Genomic DNA, 20,828 nt, shown 5'->3' with positions numbered 1-20,828 from the left:
GGGGCCCTCCCCCCGGTCCCGGGTGAGGCGTCCTTCGCCGGCGGCCCTTCCCCCGAGGGCCGCCGGCGAAGTCGTGTCCGGCGGCCGGTGGCCGGGACCGGCCCGGGTTCATCGGGTAACGTCCGAAGACCGACGACGACACGACGGACGAGGAGCAGGGCGAGATGGCAGGCCGAGCGGACCGGGGCCCCCGCGACCCCACACCCGACGGCGACCGCTGGGCCGCGCAACTCCTCGACCATCTGCGCCCCGGCGCCCGCGATCCCCGCCGCGTCGTCACCTGGCTGGCCCAGGCCGTCCAGGCGAGCGTCTGCCTCCGGGACGCCGACGGCACCCTGCTGGCCGGCACCCGGATCCCCCTCGACGCCGGCCTGGTGGCCGACGTGACCGTCGGCCGGATCTCGGCCGCCGCCGTCCAGGACGGCGACCGCCACCTGCGCCTGGTCGCCGTCCGCACCCCCGGCCCGCGCCCGGCTGCGGCCGGACTGCTCGCCGTGGCCCGCGCGACCCCCTTCGACCGGCGCGCCGCCGAGACGGTCACCCACACCGCCGGAGTCGTCGAACTCCTGCTGCGCGAACGCGAACTGACCACCGCGGCCGGTCGGCTCCGGCGGGCCGCCGCCGACCTGCGGCTGGCCATCCTGCAGCTCCTGATGGTGGAGGACACCGTCTCCGCCCGCCGCGTCGCCGCCGGCCTGTGGCCCGGCCTCCTCGACACCGACAGCGCCTGCGTGTACATCGTCGAAGGGCACCCGGCGGAACGCGACGGCCTCGCCGACGACTGCGGCGACGTGACCCACGGTCAGGCCCTCGTCGTACGCTGCCCCGCGATGGACGGCCACGTCATCATCCTCAGCCCCTCCCCGGCCACCGAAGAAGCGCTGCGCACACTCGTCGACGGCCGCCCGGGCACCTTCCTCGGCGGCAGTGTCCGCCAGAGCCTCGCGCAGACGGCCACCGCCTACGGCCAGGCGGTCAGCGCCCTCGCCGTCGCCCACTTCCGCCCCGACCAGGCCGCCGTCTACGCCGAACGCACCCACCCCGCCCGGCTGATGGACCCCACCGCACTGCGCGCCTGGTCCTCCGCCGTGCTCCGGCCCCTCGACGACCTGCCCCACCACACCCGCGCCGAACTGCTCGCCACCACCCGCCTCGGCCTGGAGTTCACCGCCGTCAGCGCCGCCAAGGTCCTCGGCGTCAGCCGCAACACGGTCCGCGCCCGCATGGACCGCGTCGAGACCCTGCTCCGCGCCGACTTCTCCGACCTCACCGTACGGGCCGCCGCCCATCTGGCCCTCAACACCGAGGCCGCCCGCACGGAGGAACCCGCCGGTGCGGCGCGGCAGTCCGCCCCGGTCCGGCTCGGCGACCTGCTTGCGGGCCCCGCGCTGCGGGCATGGGCACAGGACCTGCTGGACCGTCTGGTCCGGGACGGCCGGGATCTGCGTGGCACCCTGCGCGCGTGGATCGCCGCCGGGGGGAACGCCGAACGCGCCGCCCAGGACCTGGGGGTGCACGCCCAGACGGTCCGCGAACACGTCCGGGGCGCCGAACCCGTCCTGGAACGCCAACTGCTGGCCTCCGGCACCGACCTCTACGAGGTCGTCCTCGCCCATCTCGCTCTCGGTGACCTCACGGCACCCGTCCTGCTCCGGGCGAAAAAGGGCCAACCGGACTCACCTGTGCACAGGTGAGCCCCTCGTCCGCCCGAACAGGCATCGGCGCGATACCCAACGGGCGGGTCCGCACGTAAGTTCACCTTGCGCGGGGGCCCGACCGGCACGGGGGTCCGGTCGCCGCCCCCGCCACCTGCGGCTTTCACACCCCCAGCCGGACCGGGACCTCCTGCCAGCCGAAGGCTATGAACGACGGCACCTGCCGAAGCTCCCGCTCGTCCACCGCCAGCCGAAGCCCGGGAAAGCGGTCGAACAGGGCGGGCAGCACGGCGAGCGCCTCCGCCCTGGCCAGCGGTGCGCCGATGCAGCGGTGCACCCCGATCCCGAAGGACAGATGGTCGTCGGCGCCCCGTGCGGCGTCGAACACGGCGGCGTCCGGCCCGTAGTGCACCGGGTCCAGCCCCGCCGCCGCGTACGTCGTGATGATCGCGTCCCCGGCCGGAACGGTGACGTCACCGACCTTCAGGTCGCTCACCGCGAACCGCAGCGGCAACGAGGCGATCGAGGGATGCACCCGCAGCGTCTCGTCGATCACCGCGTCCCAGCCGATGGTCCCGGAGCGCACCGCCGCCAGCTGCACGGGCCGTGTCAGCAGCGCCACGACCGCGTTGCCGATCAGGTTGACCGTGGTCTCGAACCCGGCGCCGATCACCAGCAGCAGGGTGTAGAGCAGTTCTTCGTCGCTGAGCCGGTCGCCGTCCTCGTCGCGGACCCTGATCAGCTCCGTGGTCATGTCGTCGCCCGGGTGCTCCACCTTGTACGCGATCAATCCACCGAGGACCGTGCCGATCTGCTCCTGCACGAACGCGGCGTGCTCCGGGCTCGGGTCGGAGGTGTCCATGATGGCCGCGATCAGCTCACCGGTGCCGTCCCGCAACTGGTCCGGGACACCGAAGAGTTCGCAGATCATCCGCATGGGCAGCGGATGGGCCAGAGCGGCGCGCAGGTCCACCACCGAGCCGTCGGCGCCGGCCTTGGCCACGGCGTCCAGCAGTTCCCCGGCGATCGCCGTGACCCGCGGCAGCATTGCCTCGGTGCGGCGGTGGGTGAAGCTCGGCGCCACCAGCTTGCGCAGTCGCGTGTGGTCCGGGCCGTAGGTGGACAGCATGTTGATCACACCGACCCAGCCCAGGATCCAGCCCCAGGAGGGGTGTTCGGAGATCTCCGGCCACAGGCGCCAGTGCTTGCGCGGGTCCTTGCTGACCTGAGGATCGAGGATGAGGTCCTTGAGCACGTCGTAGCCGGTGGGCGCCCAGGCGGGTATGCCGCCGGGCAGTTCGACCGGCACGACGGGGCCGAGGGCACGTAACCGCGCGCTCTCCGCCGGGATGTCGGAGCCGAACGGGTCGAGGGCGATGCGGTCGGTGACGGTCACGGCGACTCTCCAGGCTGGTCGGGGGAGCGGGGGCTGAACCGGACGGGCAGGGACGTCAGCGAGCGGTGGAACGGGCCGGGCCGCCAGCTGAGCCGCTCGCGGGGCAGGACGGGGTCGAGGTCGGGCAGCCACAGCGTGAGCCGTTCGATCGCCTCGGTCGCGATGAGCAGCGCGTGGTGGCGGACCGGGCAGGCGTGCGGGCCCGCGCCCCACGACAGGTGCGAGGCGTCCCCGGCCCGCCGCCCGCCGGTGATCTCCCGCTCGGCGAACAGCCCCACGGCACCGAAGGAGACCACCACCGGGACCGCCGGCCTGATCCAGGCCCCGTGGAAGGGGACCGCCCGACGGGCGTAGTAGATGCCGTAGTTGGCCAGCGGGGTCTCGTGGTGCAGCACCTCGACCACAGCGTCCATGACCGGGCGGGCGCCGCTGGTCAGCGTGGAGTAGTAGAACGGGTTGCCGAGGATCCGGGAGAGCGCGTTGGAGACCAGGTTCGTGGTCGGCTCGTACCCGGCGCCCAAGGTGAGGAACACCTGCCAGGTGACCTCCTCCGGCGTCAGTCCGGCGGGATGGTCCAGGAGCATGCTCGGCAGGTCCTCGCCGCGCTCCTCGACCTTGGCGGCGACCAGCCGCAGCACGTACTCGGCGTACTCCGCCTCGCCCTCGGCCGCCCGCGCGCCGCCCTCCATCATCTTCAGAACGCCCTCGTTGAGCCGGTCGCCCTGGCTGTCCGGCAGCCCGAACAGGTTGTTGAACACCAGTGCCATCAGGGGGCGGGTGAAGTCGGTGACGAGGTCCGCCTCGCCCCGCGGCGCGAACCGGTCCACCAGCAGCCGTACCGCGCGGTGCACCAGCGAACGCAGGTCGTGCGGTTCGATCAGGTCGAACACGTCGATGAGGGTGGCCCGGTAGCGGACGTGCGCGTCGGCGTCCGAGAACAGCGCGTTGGGCCGCCGGCGCATCATGCCGAGCAGCGGGGAGTCCTCGGGGACGGTCCCCTCCCAGGCCCGCGGGTCGTGCGAGAAGGTCTCGACGTCCCGCAGCACGTCCAGGGCCGCGCGCCGCTCGGTGACGACGTACGCGGGCGCATCCGGCGCGAGTTCCGCCCAGCCGACCGGGCCCTGGGCGCGCAGGGCCGCGTAGTACCCGTGCGGGTTGCGGGCGAAGCCGTCCTCCCACAGGCGCACCGGAGCGGACACGGCGAAGGACTGCTGCGCGGTCATCGGGCCTCCGCCGGCCGGTCGTCGATCAGATGCTGTACGAGGGCGAGCAGTGCGTCGACCGAGGAGTGCGCGTCCCGGGCGTCGCAGGTCACCAGCGGGGTGCCGGGCTCCAGGTCCAGTGCGGCTCGCAGCTGTTCGCCCGTGTGGTGGTCCGGCGCGTCGGGAAACGCGTTGAAGGCGACCGCGTACGGCAGTCCCGCCTCCTCGATCAGGCCCAGCACGTCGAACGAGGCGTCGATCCGGCGGCTGTCCACCAGGACCAGCGCGCCCAGCGCCCCGTAGGAGACGTCCTGCCACAGCGTCCGGAACCGGTCCTGCCCCGGCGTCCCGAACAGGTACAGCACGACCCCGCCGGGCAGGCTGATCCGCCCGAAGTCGATCGCGACGGTCGTGGTCTCCTTCTCCCGCACCCCGTCGAGGTCGTCGACATGCGCCGACGCCTCGGTGAGGTGCTCCTCGGTGTGCAGCGGGCGGATCTCCGACACCGAGTCGATGAGGGTCGTCTTGCCCACCCCGAACGGCCCGGTGACCAGGATCTTCACCAGATCGCGCGCGGAGTCGGGGAGATGTGTGCCGCCCGTGCGGGGCAGCTCACCGGTGCTTGAGGGCGCGGAGGCCATCGGCCACTCTCTTCAGCAGGTCGGGGTCGAACCGTTCGGCGGGCGGGATCGGGGCGCGGGCCCGCACCAGGTCCCGGTCGACGAGGTCGGCGGCCAGCACCCGGACGGCGGAGAACGGCAGCCGCAGCAGCGCCGCCGCCTCCACCACCGTCAGCGCACCGCCGGACAGCAGTTCCAGCAGCGCCTGTTCGGCGGCGGGCAGCCCGGCGGGCAGGGGAGAACCGTCGCGGGTGAGCACCGTCAGCCGTTCCAGGTGCGGACGACTGGGCCGGGCCACCCCGCCGGTGGACAGATACGCGGGGACCAGGGGGCGGCCGCCGCGGCGGCCGGTCATGCCGGCGCGCCGCCGTCGGAGCCTCTGGGCGCGGCCGCCATCGCCTTCTCGCCCAGCCGGGCGACCTGCGAGTGCACCCGGTGCGCCAGCAGGTCCAGGCGCACCTCCGGGTCGCCGTAGGCGGCCACACAGGTGCCGTGGTCGGTCGGCACGATCAGCACGTAGCCGTGGTCCGACTCGATGACCACCTGGCGTACCTCGGCCCGGTCCCGGTCCGCGAACGCGGCGGCCGCGGCCCGGCAGGCACCCTGCACGGTACTGGTGATCGCGGCGACCCGCTCGGCGCTCGCCCGGGACAGACCGTCGGTGTGACCGGTCGCGAGACCGTCCCGGGTGAGCAGAACGGCGGCCAGTACATGCGGTACCTGCAGGACGGGGTCCAGCACCCATGCCGTGTCGCCCGTGTCGCGGCTGGTCATCTGTCCGCTCCTCCTTCGTCGTCGGTCCGATGGGAATCGGGCGTGGTGGCCCGCTTGGGGCCGCGTGCCGCCGCGGTGCCGTACTGCAGGGCCGCGAGCGCGGCGGCGGCCTCCTCGGGGCGGCGCGCGGCCGGCTGCGACGGGGGTGCGCCGGGCGCGACGGCAGGGCTACGACGGCGCCGCCGCGGCAGACCGCCCAGGTCCCCCGGTTCCTGGTGGCCGGGGGCGGTGGCGCGTGCGTGCTCGGGGCCGGGGCCTGCGCCGGCGGACCCGGGTGCCGGAGCACGGGACGCGGACGACCCGTCCGGCGCCGCCTCGCTCCCGGCCGTCTCGCGGACGCCATCCTCACGCACGGGGGTCTCGTGCACGGGCGTCTCGACCACGGCTGTCTCAGGTCCGGCCGTCTCGGAGGCGGGTGCTCCGCGCACGGCTGTCTCGGGCACGGGTGTCTCGGGTCCGGCCGCTTCATGGACGGCCTTCTCGGTTGCGGCCGTTGCGCGTGCGCCGGTTTCGCGGGACGGATGCTCGCGGCGGGTCGGCCGTTCGCGGGTCGAGCGTGGCGCGCTGGCCGACGGCGGACGTTCGCCGGGGTCGACCCGACAGAGCAGATGACTGTCCACCCGCAGCACCGCGCGCACCCCGCCGTAGGGCGACGGGGAGGTGACGTCGACGTGCAGGTCGAACTGGCGGGTGAGCTGGCCCACCGCGGCCAGACCCATCCGCGGCGGGTCCCCGAGGTCGGTCAGCAGAACCGGGTCGCTGCCCGCCACCAGCCGCTGCGCGCGGGCCCGTTCGTCCTGCGTCATGCCGAGGCCCGCGTCGTCGACGGTGACGCACACCCCGTGGTGGACGTGTTCCAGGTTGACCACGACGTCGGTGTCCGGCGCCGAGTGGCGCAGTGCGTTGTCGAGGAGCTCGGCGACGATGATGGCGACCGGCTCCACCGCGTGCGACACCAGGGCGGTGCCGGGTTCCAGGTGGTTGTGCACCCTGACCCGGTGGTACCCCGCGAGCCGGGCCTGGCCGCCGGTGACGGCGTCCACCACGTGGGACTCCTCGCGGGCCAGGCCCACCCAGGCCCCGCACACCACGGCAGCCACCTGCGCCCGCCGCAGCGACTGCTCGTTCTCGTGGTCGAGCGCGAACAGCGTCTGCGCCAACTCCGGTTCGTCGTACTGCTGTTGCAGACCCCGCAGGGCGTCCTGCAGACGGTACAGCGCGGCCTGGATCTCCCGGGTCGCACCGCGCAGTCCGGCCTGGGCGGCGGCGTCGATCCGGACCCGCTGCGCGGTCAGCTCCTCGCGCAGCGCGGTGAGCACGTACTCCAGCGCGATCCCGGTGGGAGAACCCGGCGTGTGCTGCCGGGCGGGTCCCGGCACCCTGAGGTGCGGATGGGCCAGCTGTGCGGCGGCCGCGGGCATCCGGCGGGCGGCGAGATGCTCGATCTCGGTGATGAACGCGCCCTCGGCGCCTTCCAGCCGGGCGCGCGACTCCGCGACCTCGGCCCGCAGCGCGGCGTTCTGGCGCCGGGAGTGCCACAGGCCGCCGCCGAGGACGAGCGCGGAAAGCGTTCCGGCGGCGAGACCACCGGCCACCAGTTCCGGTAATTGGATCATGGAGTCGGTTTCCAGGGGGTAGGGCAGCAGTGGGCAGGAGGAAGCCCTGGGGCCCCTCCCATGTGGCGCTCGCAGCACAGTACACACCGTCATTGACCGGCCTCGCGCGGTGAATCGACACATCACTTCGAATCCGGCCGCCGACTGTTCGCTTCTGTGTCAACTGTCGGAAATGCCTTGTGCGGATGAGGAGTTGCCCCCTGGAGTGGCCCGGGTCGTCACCGGGTGGCCGAGGCCGGCGCCGGCAGGTCGTAGACGTGGGCCGGGGAGATGGTCCGGGTGATCGCCTGGCCGAACAGGGTGCTGGGCTCGATGCCGCCGTGGTAGCTGATGTCGGTGTTCAGCAGTACGGCCACCGTCGTGCGCGCCGAGGGCAGGTACACCGTCAGGGCCTCGTAGCCCGGCAGTGAGCCGTTGTGCCCGATCCAGCCCTGTACGTCGAAGATGCCGAGGCCGTACCCGGCGCCCGTGATCCCGGTCGGGGGAGTGGTGAGTCGCTGCTTCTGGGTGGCGGGGCTGACCATGGTGCTGCCGTCGGGGAAGACTCCCGTGGCGGCCGTGCGCGCCCAGCTGTGCAGATCGGCCAGGTCCGAGATCATCGCGCCCGCCGCCCAGCCCCAGGACGGGTTCCAGTCGGCGGTCCGAGCCACCTTCCCGTTCGCTGTCTGGTCGGTGTAGCCCTGGGCGTGCGGGGTGGGGAACTCGTTCCCGGTCGGGAACACGGTCCGGTGCATGCCCGCGGGGGCGAGGACGTGCTGCCCGATGTACGCGCCGAGTCGCTGTCCGCTCTCCTTCTCGACGAGCAGGCCGAGCAGGATCAGGTTGGTGTTGGAGTAGGAGAACTTCGCCCCCGGCGGGAACATCACCGGGTGCCTGAAGGAGTAGGCGAGCAACTGCTGCGGGGTGAAGGCACGTTGCGGATCAGCGGTCAGCGCCTTGAAGAAGCCGCCGTCCTCGGAGTAGTTGAACAGCCCGCTGCGCATCCCCGCCAGGTCCCGCACGGTGATCCGGTCGCCGTTCGGCACGCCGTCGAGGTACTTGCCGATGGGGTCGTCCAGGCCGACCTTGCCCTGGTCGACCAGTTGCAGCACCGCCGTGACGGTGAACATCTTGGTCTCGCTGCCGATCCTCATGTACAGGTCGGGCGACATCCGTTGACCGGTCGTCCTGTTCGCGACCCCGAACGAGCGAACGTAGTCGCGCTGCCCGGGCGTCCAGACGCCGACGATCACGCCCGGCACGTGCGCCTCGCGCATGACCTGCTGTACGGCCGCGTCGAGCCGGCGGGCCACGGCCGGAGTCATGGCTTGTACGTCCGGACTCCCGGAGGGCGACGGCGCGGGCGAGGACGAGTGCACGGCGGACACGGCCGGTACGGCGGGCGGCGCGGCGGCGAGCGGTACGGTCAGTGCCCCCAGCGCGACGGTGATCGCGGCGCAGACGCGCAGCCTGGCGGGTGAGCAGGACATGGGCTGACTCCAAGCACGTGTGGGGTGACCGTGCGGTGGGGTCGGACGTCAGAACCCTGGGTTCACAGGATACGAGCGTCTGCCCGAGGCCGCCTGCCGGCCGGCCCGCTACTCGTGGCTCACCGGCCGCAGCACCGCGAGCGTGGCGTTGGCCTCGCGCAACGCCAGTTCGAGCGTGCCCGGGGAGTGCAGCGTGCCGGCTCCGTCGGGGGGCACCAGCCATTCCAGGCTGCGCCCGGCCCGGTACGGCGGCGGGGCGGCTACCCACGACCCCTTGGTGGCGTACCGCAGCCCGGCGCCGATCCATCCGCCGGCCGGATCGGGCGGCACGAAGAAGCCGACCCGGTGCGCCGCGCTGTCGATCAGGGTCGGCCCCGGCACCGGCAGCGAAGGCCGCCACAGCAGGTCCAGCGCGAGCAGGCCGAGCCGGTCCGGCACGCTCAGCACGTCCCAGAAGCGGCCCGCCTCCAGCAGCGAGACGCCCTCCCCGTGGTCCCACTCCCACTTGCACGCCCGGGGGTCCGCCGCTGCCGCCGCGAGCCATTCCACGCCCTGCATCCACATCGTGTTCGCCATCCGCTGCTCCGGCACTCGCTTCATCGGTCCGCCGACCCGGCACATGCATGCTGGTAGATATTTCTAAGTGGCGGAAGGGGTGGCGAACCCTGGCGTTTTGGGGTGTTTGTTCGAACATCGAGCACCTGGGCCAGAGTGGGCGCGACGCCCGGGTCCCCGACGCCGACGGGCGCGGTGCACCTCAGCCGAAGAAGGGCGTCAGGACGAGCATGGTGGCGTCGTCACGGACCTCGCAGCGCCTGACCAGATCGGTCCACACCGCCTCGGTGAGCTCGGCGTCCGTGCCGGTGAACCCGGCCAGCCGCGCCGGGAGCGGATAGAAGCGCCCCGCCCGGTCGCGGGCCTCCCAGACCCCGTCCGAGGCGAGGAACAGCCGGTCACCGCGCCCCAGCTCGACCGTCATCTCCTTGGGCGGCTCCACTCCCGCGAGCCCGAGCCCCAGCGGAGCCGCCGACGCGACGGCGAGTTCCTGGGCCCGGCCGTCGCGCAGCAGCACCGGTGCCGGGTGACCGCAGGCGACGATCCGCACCGACCGCAGATCGGCCGAGAACTCCAGCAACAGGGCGGTGGCGAACAGCTCGGCGTTCGGCACGCCGTCCGAGTCCGCCAGCAGCCGGCGGTTCATCCGCGCCGCGACCGCTTCCAGGTCGGGCTGGTCGAGCACCGCCTCCCGGAACGCGCCGAGCAGCGCCACCACGGTGGCGACGGCGGCCAGCCCGTGCCCCCGTACGTCCCCCATCACGGCTCGTACCCCGTACTGCCCGTCACGTACGTCGAAGAAGTCCCCGCCGACCAGCGTGCCGTGCTGCGCGGCCCGGTACAGCCCCGCGCACCCCACCGCGCCGACCCGCTCCGGCAACGGCGGCAGCACCGCCCGCTGCACCGCCTCTCCCACCGCCCGCTCGGTGAGCAGCTGGGCGTCCCGGTGACTGCGCACATAGGACACGAACACGCTCAGTACCGCCACGAAGGTGACCGTGAGCAGGTCGGTGTCGCCGGGATGGTTGAGGTGGGTGGCGGGCACGTTGAGCAGCAGCACCACCAGGATGCTGAGCACGGCCGTCGCCAGCGGCCCGTAGGAGAGGACTGCCAGCGGCGGGATGGCTCCCAGGAGGAAACCGAAGTCGTGGCCGTCCGGGCTGACCAGCGTCGCCACGGTCACCGCCGCGAGCAGGGCGATGGGCAGCACCCGCACCCAGCGCGGCGGGGGCGCTCCCTGCAGCCAGCCACGACCGTCCCGGTAGCCACGCGGCGACCAGCCGCGCACCGATGTCACATCCCCAAGCTACGCCCGTGCCCCTGCCCGGTCCCACCGGCACCTGGTAAAACACGCGGTCCGTCAGTCGGCGTCCGTGCCCAGCACGGTCTCCGCCTCCGCGAGGATCTCGGTGACCCGCAGGCCGAACACGGCGTCGCACGGGTGCGCGCGGCCGGTGCGGGCGGCGCTGAGCAGGGCATCGACGGCCCTGGTCAGGGCGGGCACGGCGCCTTCCGCACTCCTGGGCAGCAGCGTCACCCCCGTCTCGCCCCGCAGTTCCACGTCCGCACCGGCCGCCGCCGTGGGTGCGGTGAGGCTCAGTGTCACCGTGCTGGAGGCCCCGGTGGCGTGGTCGAGGACGAGGTGGACGGTGTCCGCGGGGCCGTGCACGGCGGCCGCCACCCGCCGTACGTCGCCCAGCACCGGCAGCAGCACGGACAGGGCGTGCGGGCCCACGTCCCACAGCGCCCCCTTCTCCTTGCGCCACGGCGAGTCGGCGAACGGGCTCTCGCCGGTGAACAGCGAGCCCAGCCACTGCGCCCGAGCCGTGAACCAGCCGCTCTCGGCCGCCTGTTCGCCGATCCACCGCTCCGGCTCCTGCTGGAACCGGGTGGTGAAGAACACCACCGAGGCGACCCGGGCCTGCTCGGCCGCCTCCACCACCGCCCGGGCCTCGGCGACCCGGATCGCGAGGGGCTTGTCCAGCAGCAGATGACAGCCGGCCCGCGCGGCCCGCACCGCCAGTTCCGCCTGCACGGCCGGAGGGAGCGCCACCGCCACCGCGTCGACGTCGGCGAACAGTGCGTCCACGTCGTCGTACGCCCGGACGCCGTACTCCCGCGCCAGCTCCGCCGCGGCCTGCGGGCGGCGGCCCCACACCCCGGCGAAGTCCAGCGAGCCGTGTCCCGCCAGCGCGGGGGCGTAGGCCGCCCGCGCCCAGGGGCCGGTCCCCAGCAGTCCGATGCGCATCTCCCGTTCCTTTCTCCGTGCTCTGCTCCACACCGTCGCCCGGCCCGTCAGGGGGCCGTGCTCCGCCCGCCGCCGGCATAGGACCGGCACCGCCCGATGCCGTCCGCCAGCCACCCGGCGATGCTCTCGGCGATGGGCTGCCCGGTGTCCATCTCGACGAACCCGAACTGGCCCGACTGGTTGCACTCCAGGAACCACCAGATGCCGTCGGCGTCCTCCGCGAAGTCGAAGGCACCGTAGGCCAGCCCGGCGTCCTTCATATACGAGTGAACGGCCTCGGCGACTCGCAGGGGCACCTCCGCTTCCTGCCAGGGGGAGACGGACGGGGCGAACCGGACGTCCACGTCGTCGGGATGGGCGTCCGGGTGCACCGGCTTGCGGGCGGCCAGCAGCCGCTCGCCGACCACCGTCAGCCGGATGTCGGCCCGCTTGGCGACCCGACGCTGGAGCAGCGTCGGCCCGAACGCCACGGCCGCGAAGTCGGTGTCCGGTGCCACCCTGCTGGTCGGCACCGCCCGCGGCGGCTCCTGGGGGTGCGCCCCCGACACCGGCTTCACCACCAGATCCGGGAACCGCGCCGCGAACTCCCGGGCCGCCTGGGGGAACGTCGTGATCAGCGTGGCGGGCACGGCGAGTCCGCTGCGCTGGGCCAGTCGCAGCTGCCACGGCTTGTGGCGCGCCTGGCGGGCCGCGTCCGGATGGTTCATCCAGCGCGCCTCGGTTCCGCGCAGCATGCCGTACAGCGCCTGCGCGGACTCCTCGGACAGCCAGGGCGACGGCTGGGCGGCCCGCGAGGCCGCCACCCCCGGCCTGCGTACCCAGATGGAGCGCAGGCCGTCCACACTCACCAGGCGCCCGTTCACGGACAGGTGTCCGCGGCTGACGCCCTGCACATACTCGCCCGACAGGGCCACCCCGCTGGTGAGGTCGGCGGGGTCGAGGCGGACGACGGGCACGGATGCCTCGTGCAGCCGGAGGACCACCATGTCCGCCGTCACGTCCTCGTCATTGGTCAGGATGAGCACGGTCATCGTCGGGTTCCGCGCTCAGTCGTCGAAGTGGGTCTTGGAACCGGCCGTGGACGTCGTGGTCCCCAGGGCCCTGAGCGTTGCGTGATCGGTGGCTGCGATCCGGCCATCGTGGAGAACGTTCAACTGCAGTCCGGAGTCATACGCGTACGGAGTGGTGACGTCCAACTGCACAGCGGGGCGTGCGTAGTTGAGCGCGAACGGTTGCATGGTCTCTCCCTGTTTCGTTCTTCCATGCACTTATACGATTCGAACGCGTGGTTGGTTTCCTTACTCTGCGTAATCTCAGCCCCAATTAAGAGGTTGTTAAGGAAACAGCGCCCGATCGCCGCCGTAAGTGGCCGATTTCACATGCCGGTCCGACGTGTGACGGGGTCAAATGCCCGCGATTCTCCGGGATGTCGCGAGGGCCTGTTCGGCGTAGCTCCGCCCGAAGAGGGCGGCATGCACCAACAGCGGGAACAGCTGGTGCAGGCCGATGCGCTCCGCCCAGCCGTCGGCCGGCGGAGCGGCCTCCTGGTAGGCGTCCAGGATCCGGTCCAGATGGGGGCAGCCGAAGAGCCGGAGCATCGCCAGGTCGGTCTCGCGGTGTCCGCCGTGCGCGGCCGGATCGATCACCCGGACCGTGCCGTCGGCGCCCCACAGCACGTTGCCGTTCCACAGGTCGCCGTGCAGCCGGGCAGGCGGCTCGGCCGGCCCGGCGAGCTCCGGCAGTCGCTCGCAGACCCGTTCGACCACCACGGCCTCCCGGGGCCGCAGGGTCCCGCGGTCGACCGCCTCGCGCAGGTACGGCAGCACCCGGTGCTCGGCGTACCAGTGCGGCCAGTCGCTGCCGGGCTCGTTGCGCATCGGGGCGAGGCCGATCCAGGCATCGCGCGGGCCGTGCGGTGGTGCCGCCCCGAAGGCCGGGGCTCCGCAGGTGTGCAGGGCGGCCAGTGCGCGGCCGAAACGTATGGCCGCCCCGGCGCTCGGGGGGTCGGTGGTGACCCGTTCGGTCACCAGCCACCGCTCGTCGTGCCCGAGCACCTCCGGCACCGGAACCGCCCGGGCCGCGGCCAGCCAGCGCAGACCGGCTGCCTCGGCCTGCACCGCACCGGATCGTTCGGCGCGCTTGACCATGGCGGCAGCGCCGTCCGCCAGTGTCACCTCTGTCAGGCTGCCGGACAGTGCCCGCCCGGCCGAGACCGGCCGCCCGGTGAGCCGGGCGGCCGCCGCGCCCGGACCTTCGTCGCCGTCGACCACGGCCACCAGGGTACGGGCCGCTCCCGGCCAGGGGCCTGAGGCGCCCCGGTGGGGGCGCTGCGGGTGTCAGGAGCCCCAGGTGCCCTGGTCGACGGCGCAGGTCCAACCCGTGCCGTGCAGTGCGAACTTCACCTTGTAGGTGTGGGTGTTCAGCAGGTGCGTCTGCACCCTCACCCCGAGGCTGGTCTTCTTCTTCAGGGTCGCCGTGTACACCGACACCGTCGTCGACGTCCGGTGGGTGACCTTGCCGCCCGTGGGGTTGGCGGTGCCGAAGCGGATGTTCTTGACGTCCGTCACGGTGAACGTCACCTTCGTGAAGTTCTTCGTGGTGCTCTTGTTCTTGACGGCGAAGTAGAGACCGCCGTTGGTCACCCAGTTGCCCGAGTTCACGTAGAAGCGGCTCGGGTAGACGATGTCGACCGGGCAGCCGGTGCTCTGCGGCACCTCCGTCCGCGCGGACGCGCCTGAGGCGAGACCGAGTTGGGCGACGGTGACGACGCCGACGGCGGTCAGGACCCCGAACGATGTGCGCATGCGGTTCATGGCGGTGATACCCCCCTGTGGTACTCATCGGAACTTAGCGAAGAGTCCCACGTTTCTCGTCCCGAAGCGGTCGGTTTTCCCCCGTCAGGGTGCATTCGCCCGTCCTGTGCCCCGCGACCCTGACGTTCTCCGTGCTCCTGGCGCGGAGGGGGAGAACCGAGTAACTCCCTTGTTGCGCAAGCATTGACGCGCCCCATGCGCCCCTCTAGTTTCTGATCGGTTTTCCGAACCTTGTCCGAGATCCCGGACAATCCCCCCTCGTCTGGAGCGCACATGAACGGCACCCCTCTGTCGCGCCGCACCTTCCTCGGCGCGGCCGCGACCGTCCCCCTCGCCGCCACCGGTGCCCTCGCCCTCGGTGCCGGAAGCGCCCAGGCCGCCACCAACTCGGCCTATGTGATGTGTTACTTCACCGAGTCGCCGGACATGCTGGCCGCCAACTACGGCCTGCACCTGGCCGTCAGCACCGACGGTCTGCAGTGGACCCCGCTCAACCAGAACGACCCCGTCGCCACCCCCACCGCAGGCTCGCTCGGCCTGCGCGACCCGTTCATCCTGCGCAAGCAGGACGGCACCTTCGTGGTCCTCGCCACCGACCTCAACGGCACCGACTGGACCTACGTCAGCCAGTACATCCACGTCTGGGACTCCACGGACCTGCGCACCTTCACCGGCTACCGGCGGGTCAAGCTGCACGACATGAACACCCACGCCTGGGCGCCCGAGGCGTTCTGGGACCCCGGGCGCGGTCAGTACGGCATCATCTACTCCGCCGTGAACTCCAGCGGCCACAACGTCATCATGATCAACTACACCGGCGACTTCGTCGCCGCCGGTGACCCCCAGGTCTTCTTCGATCCCGGCTACGACGTCATCGACGGCGACCTGGCCGTCGGCGTGGGCGGCGTCAACTACCTGTACTTCAAGAAGAACTCGACCCTGGTCGGCGCCCGCTCCACCTCGCTGGACCCGGGCAGCTTCACCGAGTTCAGCACGGCCGTCTCGCACAACGGCACCGAGGCGCCGGAACTGGTCAAGTCCCTCACCTCCAGCTCGACCTGGTACCTCTGGGGCGACACCTGGAGCCCCAACGGCGTCTTCTACGTCTGGGGGACCGGCGACCTGTCCGCCGGCACCTGGACGGCACTCGACCAGAAGACCTACACCCAGCCGCTCAACTCCAAGCACTGCGGCATCCAGCCGATCACCTCGACCGAGTACGCCGACCTCGTCGCCAAGTGGGGCACCCCCGCCTGGAACCGGCTGAAGTCCTACAACTACCCGGCCCGGTACGTCCGGCACAGCAACTTCGTCGGCCGCATCGACGAGTACGCCTTCGACCCGTACACCGACGGCATGTGGAAGCTGGTCCCGGGCCTCGCCGACGGCAGCGGCGTCTCCTTCCAGTCGGTCAACTACCCGACCCGCTACCTGCGCCACTACGACTACCAGATGCAGCTCGACGCGAACGACGGCACGACGACGTTCGCCCAGGACGCCACGTTCTACCGGACCGCCGGCCTCGCCGACTCCTCGTGGTCGTCCTTCCGGTCGTACAACTACCCGACGCGCTACATCCGCCATTCGAACTACGTCCTGCGCATCGACCCCGTCTCCACCGGCGCGGACCAGGCGGACGCCACGTTCCACGTCGGCTACTGACACGGCGGCGGGTCCGCCGGGCGGCGACACGCCGACGGCGGGCCCATGCCCGCCCGGACGGCGGTGCGGCCGACCGCGGGATTGACCCAGCCGGGCGGTGTTGGGCGTGTCGTCGCCACGGATGGGCGGCCCGGATGGTGCCGGGCGCGGAGCTGGCTGACGGTGGTTCATGTCGGAGCCGGGTCGTTTCAGCTGATGGAGTATCGGCGCCCGGCCACGGCGGAAGGACATAGAGATGCGTTCTGCCCGCATGATCCTCGCGACGACGGCCGCCACCGCGGCCCTGGCGTTCGCCGCTCCCACCGCCCAGGCCGCGGGTTCGGGGGACCGCGACGACGGGGGCCGTGACGACAGCTCCTACAGCAGCAACGACAGCAAGTTCGACCCCGAGACCTACAAGGGCAAGGGCGACGACGAGCAGGGCGGCAAGGGAGACAAGGGAGACAAGGGAGACAAGGGGGACAAGGGGGACCGGGGGAAGGACGAGGGCGGTTCCTGGGGTGACGACGAGGAGAGCGACCGTCCGCACGGCGGCATGCACACCGGTGGCGGCGCCCTCGCCACGCCCGGTGTCACGGCCGGCGGGCTGGCCGTCCTCGGCGTAGCGGCCTCGGGTGCCTACGCGCTGCGGCGCAGGAGAGTCGCCGGGCCCGTGTCCTGATGGGCATAGGAATACGGGGCCGCGGCCGCCGCCGGCGCTCGACACGCCGACGGCACCGCGGATCCCGTCTCCCGTCCCTCCCGCTGCCGTGCCCCAGAAAGGTGACCCCGATGGCAGCTGGCCCTTCCTCTGCGAACCCCAGCGCCCCGAACCCCAGCGCCCCGAACCCCAGCGCCCCGAACCCCAGCGCCCCGGACGCCGACGACCCCGTCGGCGCGGCCGACACCCGGCGCGGCGGGCTGCTGCCCGTGTGGGGCGTGGCCCTCGTGCTGCTGGCCGTGGCGCTGATCGGCGGACACGACAAAGCCTCCGACGACGCCGGCGGCGGGACCCCGGCCCGGCGCACCGGCGCCGCCCCCTCGGCCGATCCGCAGCGGACCGGTGAGGCGCTGCCCCGGTCCGTACCGACCCGCCTGCTCATTCCGAAGATCTCCGTCGACGCCCCCTTCACCGCCCTCACCATCAGCCCCTCGGGCCAGCTCGAACCGCCGCCCGCCGACAACACCAACCTGGTCGGCTGGTACTCCAAGGGCGCCGCGCCCGGTGAGGCGGGCACCGCGATCATCGCGGGCCATGTCGACACCAAGGTGTCGGCGGCCGTCTTCGTCAGACTGGACGAACTGGAGCGCGGCGACCGTTTCACGGTGGACCGGGCCGACGGCACGACGGCTCAGTTCGTGGTCGACGACGCCGAGACCTTCCCGAAGGACGACTTCCCCAGCGACCGCGTCTACGCGGACACCCGCCGCCCGGAGGTCCGGCTGATCACCTGCGCGGGCGACTACGACCACGACGTCAAGGACTACACGGAGAACCTGGTCGTCTTCGCCCACCTCGTCTGACCTCGAACGCAGGACGAAAGCGTGGTTCAGCCGCCTGTCGACTCCCGCACCACCAGGCGGAAGGGACTGACGAACTCCTCCCGTTCCGGTCCGGGCCCGGACCGGTCGATCCGTGCGGCCAGCAGGGCGACCGCGCGTTCGGCCATCAGGTCGTGGTCGGGGTCGACGGTCGACAGGGAGGGGACGAGGTACGCGCTCTCGTCGACGTTGTCGAAGCCGACCACCCTGACCTGCTCCGGCACCCGGACCCCGGTGTCGGCGAGAGCGCGCAGGACGCCCATGGCCACCGTGTCCGTCACACAGAACACCCCGTCGAAATCGAGGCCGCCCGTCACCTTCTCGCGCATCCGGCGGGCCGCTTCCTGCATGGTGAGCGAAGCGACCGTCACGACGAGGTCCGGGTCCGCCGCCAGTCCCGCGGCGGACAGCGCCCGCAGGTACCCGGCGTGGCGCAGGCTCGACATGTCGACCTCGCCGCCGAGCCGTCCGCACACCAGGGCGACCCGTCGGCAGCCCCGTTCGAGCAGATGCCGGGTCGCCGCTTCCGCGGCCGCCTCGTTCGGCATGGCGACGTGGTCGACGGGACCGCCGAAGACGCGCTCGCCGAGGATCACCACCGGATGGTCTGCCTCCAGCGCCTCGAGATCGGACCGGTCCATCCCGGCCGTGCTGAGGATGAGTCCGTCGTAGAGCCGGTTGCGGGACAGGGACAGGGCCGCCAGTTCGCTCTCCCGGCGGGCCCCGGTCTGTTCGATGCTCACCCGCAGACCGTGCCGGCCGGCCGCCGTGATGAGGGAGGCGGCCAGCCGGCCGTAGTACGGGCGGTTGATCTCGGGGACGGCCAGGCCGATGGTCCCGGTGCGGCCCTTGCGCAGGTTGCGGGCGGCGACGTTGACCCGGTAGTCGAGCCGGGTCATCGCCTGAAGGACGCGGTCCCGGGTGACCGGGCGGACGTTGGGGTGGCCGTTGATCACGTTGGAGACGGTCATCGCCGAGACTCCGGCCGCCTTCGCCACGTCCTGGATCGTCGCCACGCTCACTCCCGCCTGTCGTCCTCGGCAAGACGATAGAGGGCGGCTCCGTGCGCGGGCAGCTCGGTGACCAGGTACCGGCCGTCGTGAGCGGTGTCGGCACGGGTCCACAGCTCGCGGACGCGGTCACGGGGTCCGGCTCCGACCGATCCCAGGGGCACCTCGAAGCGGCGTGCCTCGTCCGCCAGCGAGAACACCGCCGCGTACCGGGTGTGCCCGTCGGTGTCCCGGGCGGTCCACAGCACCAGATCCCCTTCCCGGAGCACTTCCTGGTTGCCGGTGCTGTGCCACAGGACGTCGAGCGCCTCGTCGTTGGTGAGCAGTTCGATCGTCTCGGGCGGGCTGGTGGGCAGGTCGCCGCCCATCATCAGCGGGGAGCGCGAGACCAGCCAGAGGGTGAGCAGGCTGACCTGCTCGGGGCGGGTGAGGCGGGACATGCGGTCACCGCCCCGCTCGGCGCGGATGCCGATGCGCCCGAGCGGCAGCATGTCCGCGTCCGCCCAGCCGCCCTCTCGCTGCCAGGGCGCCCAGCGCGCCATGCGCGCGAACTGCGCCTCGACGTCCTCCCAGCGGTCCCACAGGTCGTCGCACACCCGCCACATCGTGGCGTGCTCCCGCAGGTGGTCCAGCCGGGCCACCGACATGTCCGTGCCGGGGGACAGGCTCAGCTCGATGGGCCGTCCGCTGCGCTCGACGGCCTTCGCGTAGGCGGCGATCTCCCGTTCGTGGTACGGGAAGAGCATGTCGTCGGCCTTGACGAAGTCGACGCCCCACGCGGCGAACTGGGCGACCTGGGAGTCGTAGTAGGCCTGGGCGCCGGGGTGGTCGTGGTCCAGGCCGTGGTTGTCGGAGTTCCAGGGGCACACCGAGTCGGTGTCGGCCACGTCGGCGGCGGTGAACGCCGTGCCCAGCACCGGGAGTTTCGCCTCTACCGCCCGGCGGGGGATGCCCCGCATGATGTGCAGTCCGAACCGCAGGCCCATGGCGTGCACCCGCTCGGCCAGCGGCCCGAACCCGGCGCCGCCCGCCGCGGAGGGGAACCTGTTCGGCGCGGGCAGCTGGCGGCCGTACTCGTCCAGGACGAGTGGCGCGTCCGGGTTGTAGCCGTGGGCGCGGGCGGTGGGTTCGTACCACTGGATGTCCACGACCACGGTGTCCCAGCCGTGCGGGAGCAGGTGGTCGCGCATGAACTCGGCGTTGGCGAGGACCTCTTCCTCGGTGACGGTGGTGCCGTAGCAGTCCCAGCTGTTCCAGCCCATGGGCGGACGCAGCCGGCGGGCGGGCAGCGGACGTGCGGGTCGGGTCATGTGCGCGCTCCTGGGGGTCACTGCTGGGTCAGGGGAGCCTGGACGGTGACGAACGAGTGGGGCGGGAGGGTGAGGCGCAGTCCGTTCTCGGTCACCGAGGGAACGTCGAACTCCCTCGGCGCGACCGTGGTCGTCGTCTCCGGTGTGTTGTGGGCCTGGAGCCTGTCCGCGGTGAGGATGCGGGCGGTCGTGTCGCCGAGGGTGCCGCCGCGCAGGTCGAGGAGGATGTCGGCGGGCTCGTCGGCGTCGAGGTTGCTCACCGAGATCAGGACCGTGCCGTCCTTGACGCTGGCGGAGGCGGACAGGGTGTCCAGTTCCGCGTCCCCGACCCGGCGCCGGGCGCCCTCGGCGCGTACGTGCACCGGGAGCGACGTGGCGTCCTGGTGGCCCTTGTTCATCTCGAAGACGTGGTAGGTCGGGGTGCGGACCAGGCTGTCGCCGTCGGTGAGGATCATGGCCTGGAGGACGTTGACCGTCTGGGCGATGTTGGCCATGTGCAGGCGGGCGGCGTGCTTGTGGAAGATGTCGAAGTGGGTGCTCGCCACCAGCGCGTCGCGCAGGGTGTTCTGCTGGAACAGGAACCCGGGGTTGGTCCCCGGCTCCACGTCCCACCAGGTGCCCCACTCGTCCAGGACCAGGCCGACCGTGCGGTGCGGGTCGTAGACGTCCATGACCGTGGAATGGCCGGTGAGGATGCGGTCGATCCGGCGGGCCGACACCATGGTGCGGTAGTAGTCGTCGGTGTCGAAGCCGGTCGCGCTGCCCTTGGCCTCCCAGGGGCCCGCGAGGGTGTAGTAGTGCACGGACAGGCCTTGGAAGAAGGTCTTCGGGGTGGCCTCGCAGCCGAAGCAGCTGATCTGCTGCATCAGGGTCTCGGTCCACTTGTAGTCGGCGTCCGAGGCGCCCGAGGCGATCCGGTAGAGCTTGTTGTCGCCGTGGTCGCGGCAGTAGGTGGCGTACTGGCGGGCCAGGTCGGC

21 protein-coding genes are annotated in these 20,828 nt (G+C 72.2%); 4 read left to right on the top strand and 17 right to left on the bottom strand.

All coding sequences use genetic code 11. The features are described 5' to 3' along the window. Positions 1–164 precede the first annotated feature (164 nt). The gene (locus tag ABZ646_RS17020; RefSeq protein WP_360519070.1) at positions 165–1,694 is read left to right on the top strand and encodes a helix-turn-helix domain-containing protein; all 1,530 of its coding nucleotides are present in this window, start codon (positions 165–167) and stop codon (positions 1,692–1,694) included. 124 nt (positions 1,695–1,818) lie between these two features. On the opposite strand, the gene ABZ646_RS17015 is transcribed toward ABZ646_RS17020, so the two are convergent. The 14 genes from ABZ646_RS17015 to ABZ646_RS16950 all read right to left on the bottom strand — a co-directional run bounded on the left by ABZ646_RS17015 (position 1,819) and on the right by ABZ646_RS16950 (position 14,339). Continuing rightward, a complete protein-coding gene (locus ABZ646_RS17015; protein ID WP_360519067.1) occupies positions 1,819–3,051 on the bottom strand; it encodes a cytochrome P450 in 1,233 nt (410 codons plus the stop codon). Next, positions 3,048–4,274 (bottom strand): cytochrome P450, encoded by a 1,227-nt coding sequence (locus ABZ646_RS17010; RefSeq protein ID WP_360519064.1) that lies wholly within the window; start codon positions 4,272–4,274, stop codon positions 3,048–3,050. Before ABZ646_RS17010 ends, ABZ646_RS17015 begins: the two co-directional genes overlap by 4 nt. Further along, on the bottom strand, positions 4,271–4,894 hold the full coding sequence (locus ABZ646_RS17005) for an ATP/GTP-binding protein (RefSeq protein ID WP_360519061.1): 624 nt from the start codon (positions 4,892–4,894) through the stop codon (positions 4,271–4,273). The genes ABZ646_RS17010 and ABZ646_RS17005 overlap by 4 nt, the downstream gene beginning before the upstream one ends. After that, a complete protein-coding gene (locus tag ABZ646_RS17000) occupies positions 4,866–5,228 on the bottom strand; it encodes a DUF742 domain-containing protein (protein WP_360519058.1) in 363 nt (120 codons plus the stop codon). The genes ABZ646_RS17005 and ABZ646_RS17000 overlap by 29 nt, the downstream gene beginning before the upstream one ends. Continuing rightward, entirely contained in the window at positions 5,225–5,647 is a 423-nt protein-coding gene (locus ABZ646_RS16995) for a roadblock/LC7 domain-containing protein (RefSeq protein WP_358981612.1), read from the bottom strand. The genes ABZ646_RS17000 and ABZ646_RS16995 overlap by 4 nt, the downstream gene beginning before the upstream one ends. Then, on the bottom strand, positions 5,644–7,263 hold the full coding sequence (locus ABZ646_RS16990; RefSeq protein ID WP_360519055.1) for an ATP-binding protein: 1,620 nt from the start codon (positions 7,261–7,263) through the stop codon (positions 5,644–5,646). The genes ABZ646_RS16995 and ABZ646_RS16990 overlap by 4 nt, the downstream gene beginning before the upstream one ends. 218 nt (positions 7,264–7,481) lie before the next feature. After that, positions 7,482–8,732: a serine hydrolase domain-containing protein gene (locus tag ABZ646_RS16985; RefSeq protein ID WP_360519052.1), complete on the bottom strand. Its 1,251-nt coding sequence runs from the start codon at positions 8,730–8,732 to the stop codon at positions 7,482–7,484. A gap of 108 nt (positions 8,733–8,840) precedes the next feature. After that, positions 8,841–9,308, bottom strand: coding sequence for a hypothetical protein (locus ABZ646_RS16980; RefSeq protein WP_360519049.1), 468 nt, complete (start codon positions 9,306–9,308; stop codon positions 8,841–8,843). A gap of 181 nt (positions 9,309–9,489) precedes the next feature. Then, entirely contained in the window at positions 9,490–10,584 is a 1,095-nt protein-coding gene (locus ABZ646_RS16975) for a PP2C family protein-serine/threonine phosphatase (RefSeq protein WP_360519046.1), read from the bottom strand. 63 nt (positions 10,585–10,647) lie between these two features. Then, positions 10,648–11,535, bottom strand: a complete 888-nt coding sequence (locus ABZ646_RS16970) for a Gfo/Idh/MocA family oxidoreductase (RefSeq protein ID WP_360519043.1) — start codon at positions 11,533–11,535, stop codon at positions 10,648–10,650. 47 nt (positions 11,536–11,582) lie between these two features. Beyond that, positions 11,583–12,566: an ATP-grasp ribosomal peptide maturase gene (gene tgmB / locus ABZ646_RS16965; protein ID WP_360519040.1), complete on the bottom strand. Its 984-nt coding sequence runs from the start codon at positions 12,564–12,566 to the stop codon at positions 11,583–11,585. Positions 12,567–12,581: 15 nt separating this feature from the next. Further along, on the bottom strand, positions 12,582–12,773 hold the full coding sequence (gene tgmA / locus ABZ646_RS16960) for a putative ATP-grasp-modified RiPP (protein WP_089102565.1): 192 nt from the start codon (positions 12,771–12,773) through the stop codon (positions 12,582–12,584). A gap of 165 nt (positions 12,774–12,938) precedes the next feature. After that, positions 12,939–13,805, bottom strand: coding sequence for a fructosamine kinase family protein (locus ABZ646_RS16955; RefSeq protein WP_360519037.1), 867 nt, complete (start codon positions 13,803–13,805; stop codon positions 12,939–12,941). A 66-nt stretch (positions 13,806–13,871) separates the two neighbouring features. Next, a complete protein-coding gene (locus ABZ646_RS16950) occupies positions 13,872–14,339 on the bottom strand; it encodes a hypothetical protein (protein WP_360519034.1) in 468 nt (155 codons plus the stop codon). A 282-nt stretch (positions 14,340–14,621) separates the two neighbouring features. Between ABZ646_RS16950 and ABZ646_RS16945 the strand changes: the two genes are divergently transcribed. From ABZ646_RS16945 to ABZ646_RS16935, 3 genes are all read left to right on the top strand, one after another. Next, a complete protein-coding gene (locus tag ABZ646_RS16945) occupies positions 14,622–16,010 on the top strand; it encodes a glycoside hydrolase family 43 protein (RefSeq protein WP_360519031.1) in 1,389 nt (462 codons plus the stop codon). Between the two features lie 235 nt (positions 16,011–16,245). Further along, positions 16,246–16,671, top strand: coding sequence for a hypothetical protein (locus ABZ646_RS16940; protein WP_360519028.1), 426 nt, complete (start codon positions 16,246–16,248; stop codon positions 16,669–16,671). Between the two features lie 110 nt (positions 16,672–16,781). Continuing rightward, positions 16,782–17,513 (top strand): class F sortase, encoded by a 732-nt coding sequence (locus ABZ646_RS16935; RefSeq protein ID WP_360519025.1) that lies wholly within the window; start codon positions 16,782–16,784, stop codon positions 17,511–17,513. Between the two features lie 26 nt (positions 17,514–17,539). Here the strand turns inward: ABZ646_RS16935 and ABZ646_RS16930 are convergent, their stop codons facing one another. The 3 genes from ABZ646_RS16930 to ABZ646_RS16920 all read right to left on the bottom strand — a co-directional run. Continuing rightward, complete coding sequence (locus ABZ646_RS16930; protein WP_360519022.1) at positions 17,540–18,547, bottom strand: LacI family DNA-binding transcriptional regulator; 1,008 nt, start codon at positions 18,545–18,547, stop codon at positions 17,540–17,542. A 2-nt stretch (positions 18,548–18,549) separates the two neighbouring features. Further along, entirely contained in the window at positions 18,550–19,851 is a 1,302-nt protein-coding gene (locus ABZ646_RS16925; protein WP_360519019.1) for a glycoside hydrolase family 27 protein, read from the bottom strand. 17 nt (positions 19,852–19,868) lie between these two features. After that, on the bottom strand, positions 19,869–20,828 hold a 960-nt coding region (locus ABZ646_RS16920; RefSeq protein WP_360519016.1), incomplete at its 5' end, for an alpha-L-arabinofuranosidase C-terminal domain-containing protein.

Origin of the sequence: Streptomyces sp. NPDC007162 (assembly GCF_040634175.1) — a bacterium.
Classification (GTDB): Bacteria; Actinomycetota; Actinomycetes; order Streptomycetales; family Streptomycetaceae; genus Streptomyces.
Note: the sequence above shows the minus strand (reverse complement) of the source record. Positions and strands in the feature narration are given on the sequence as shown.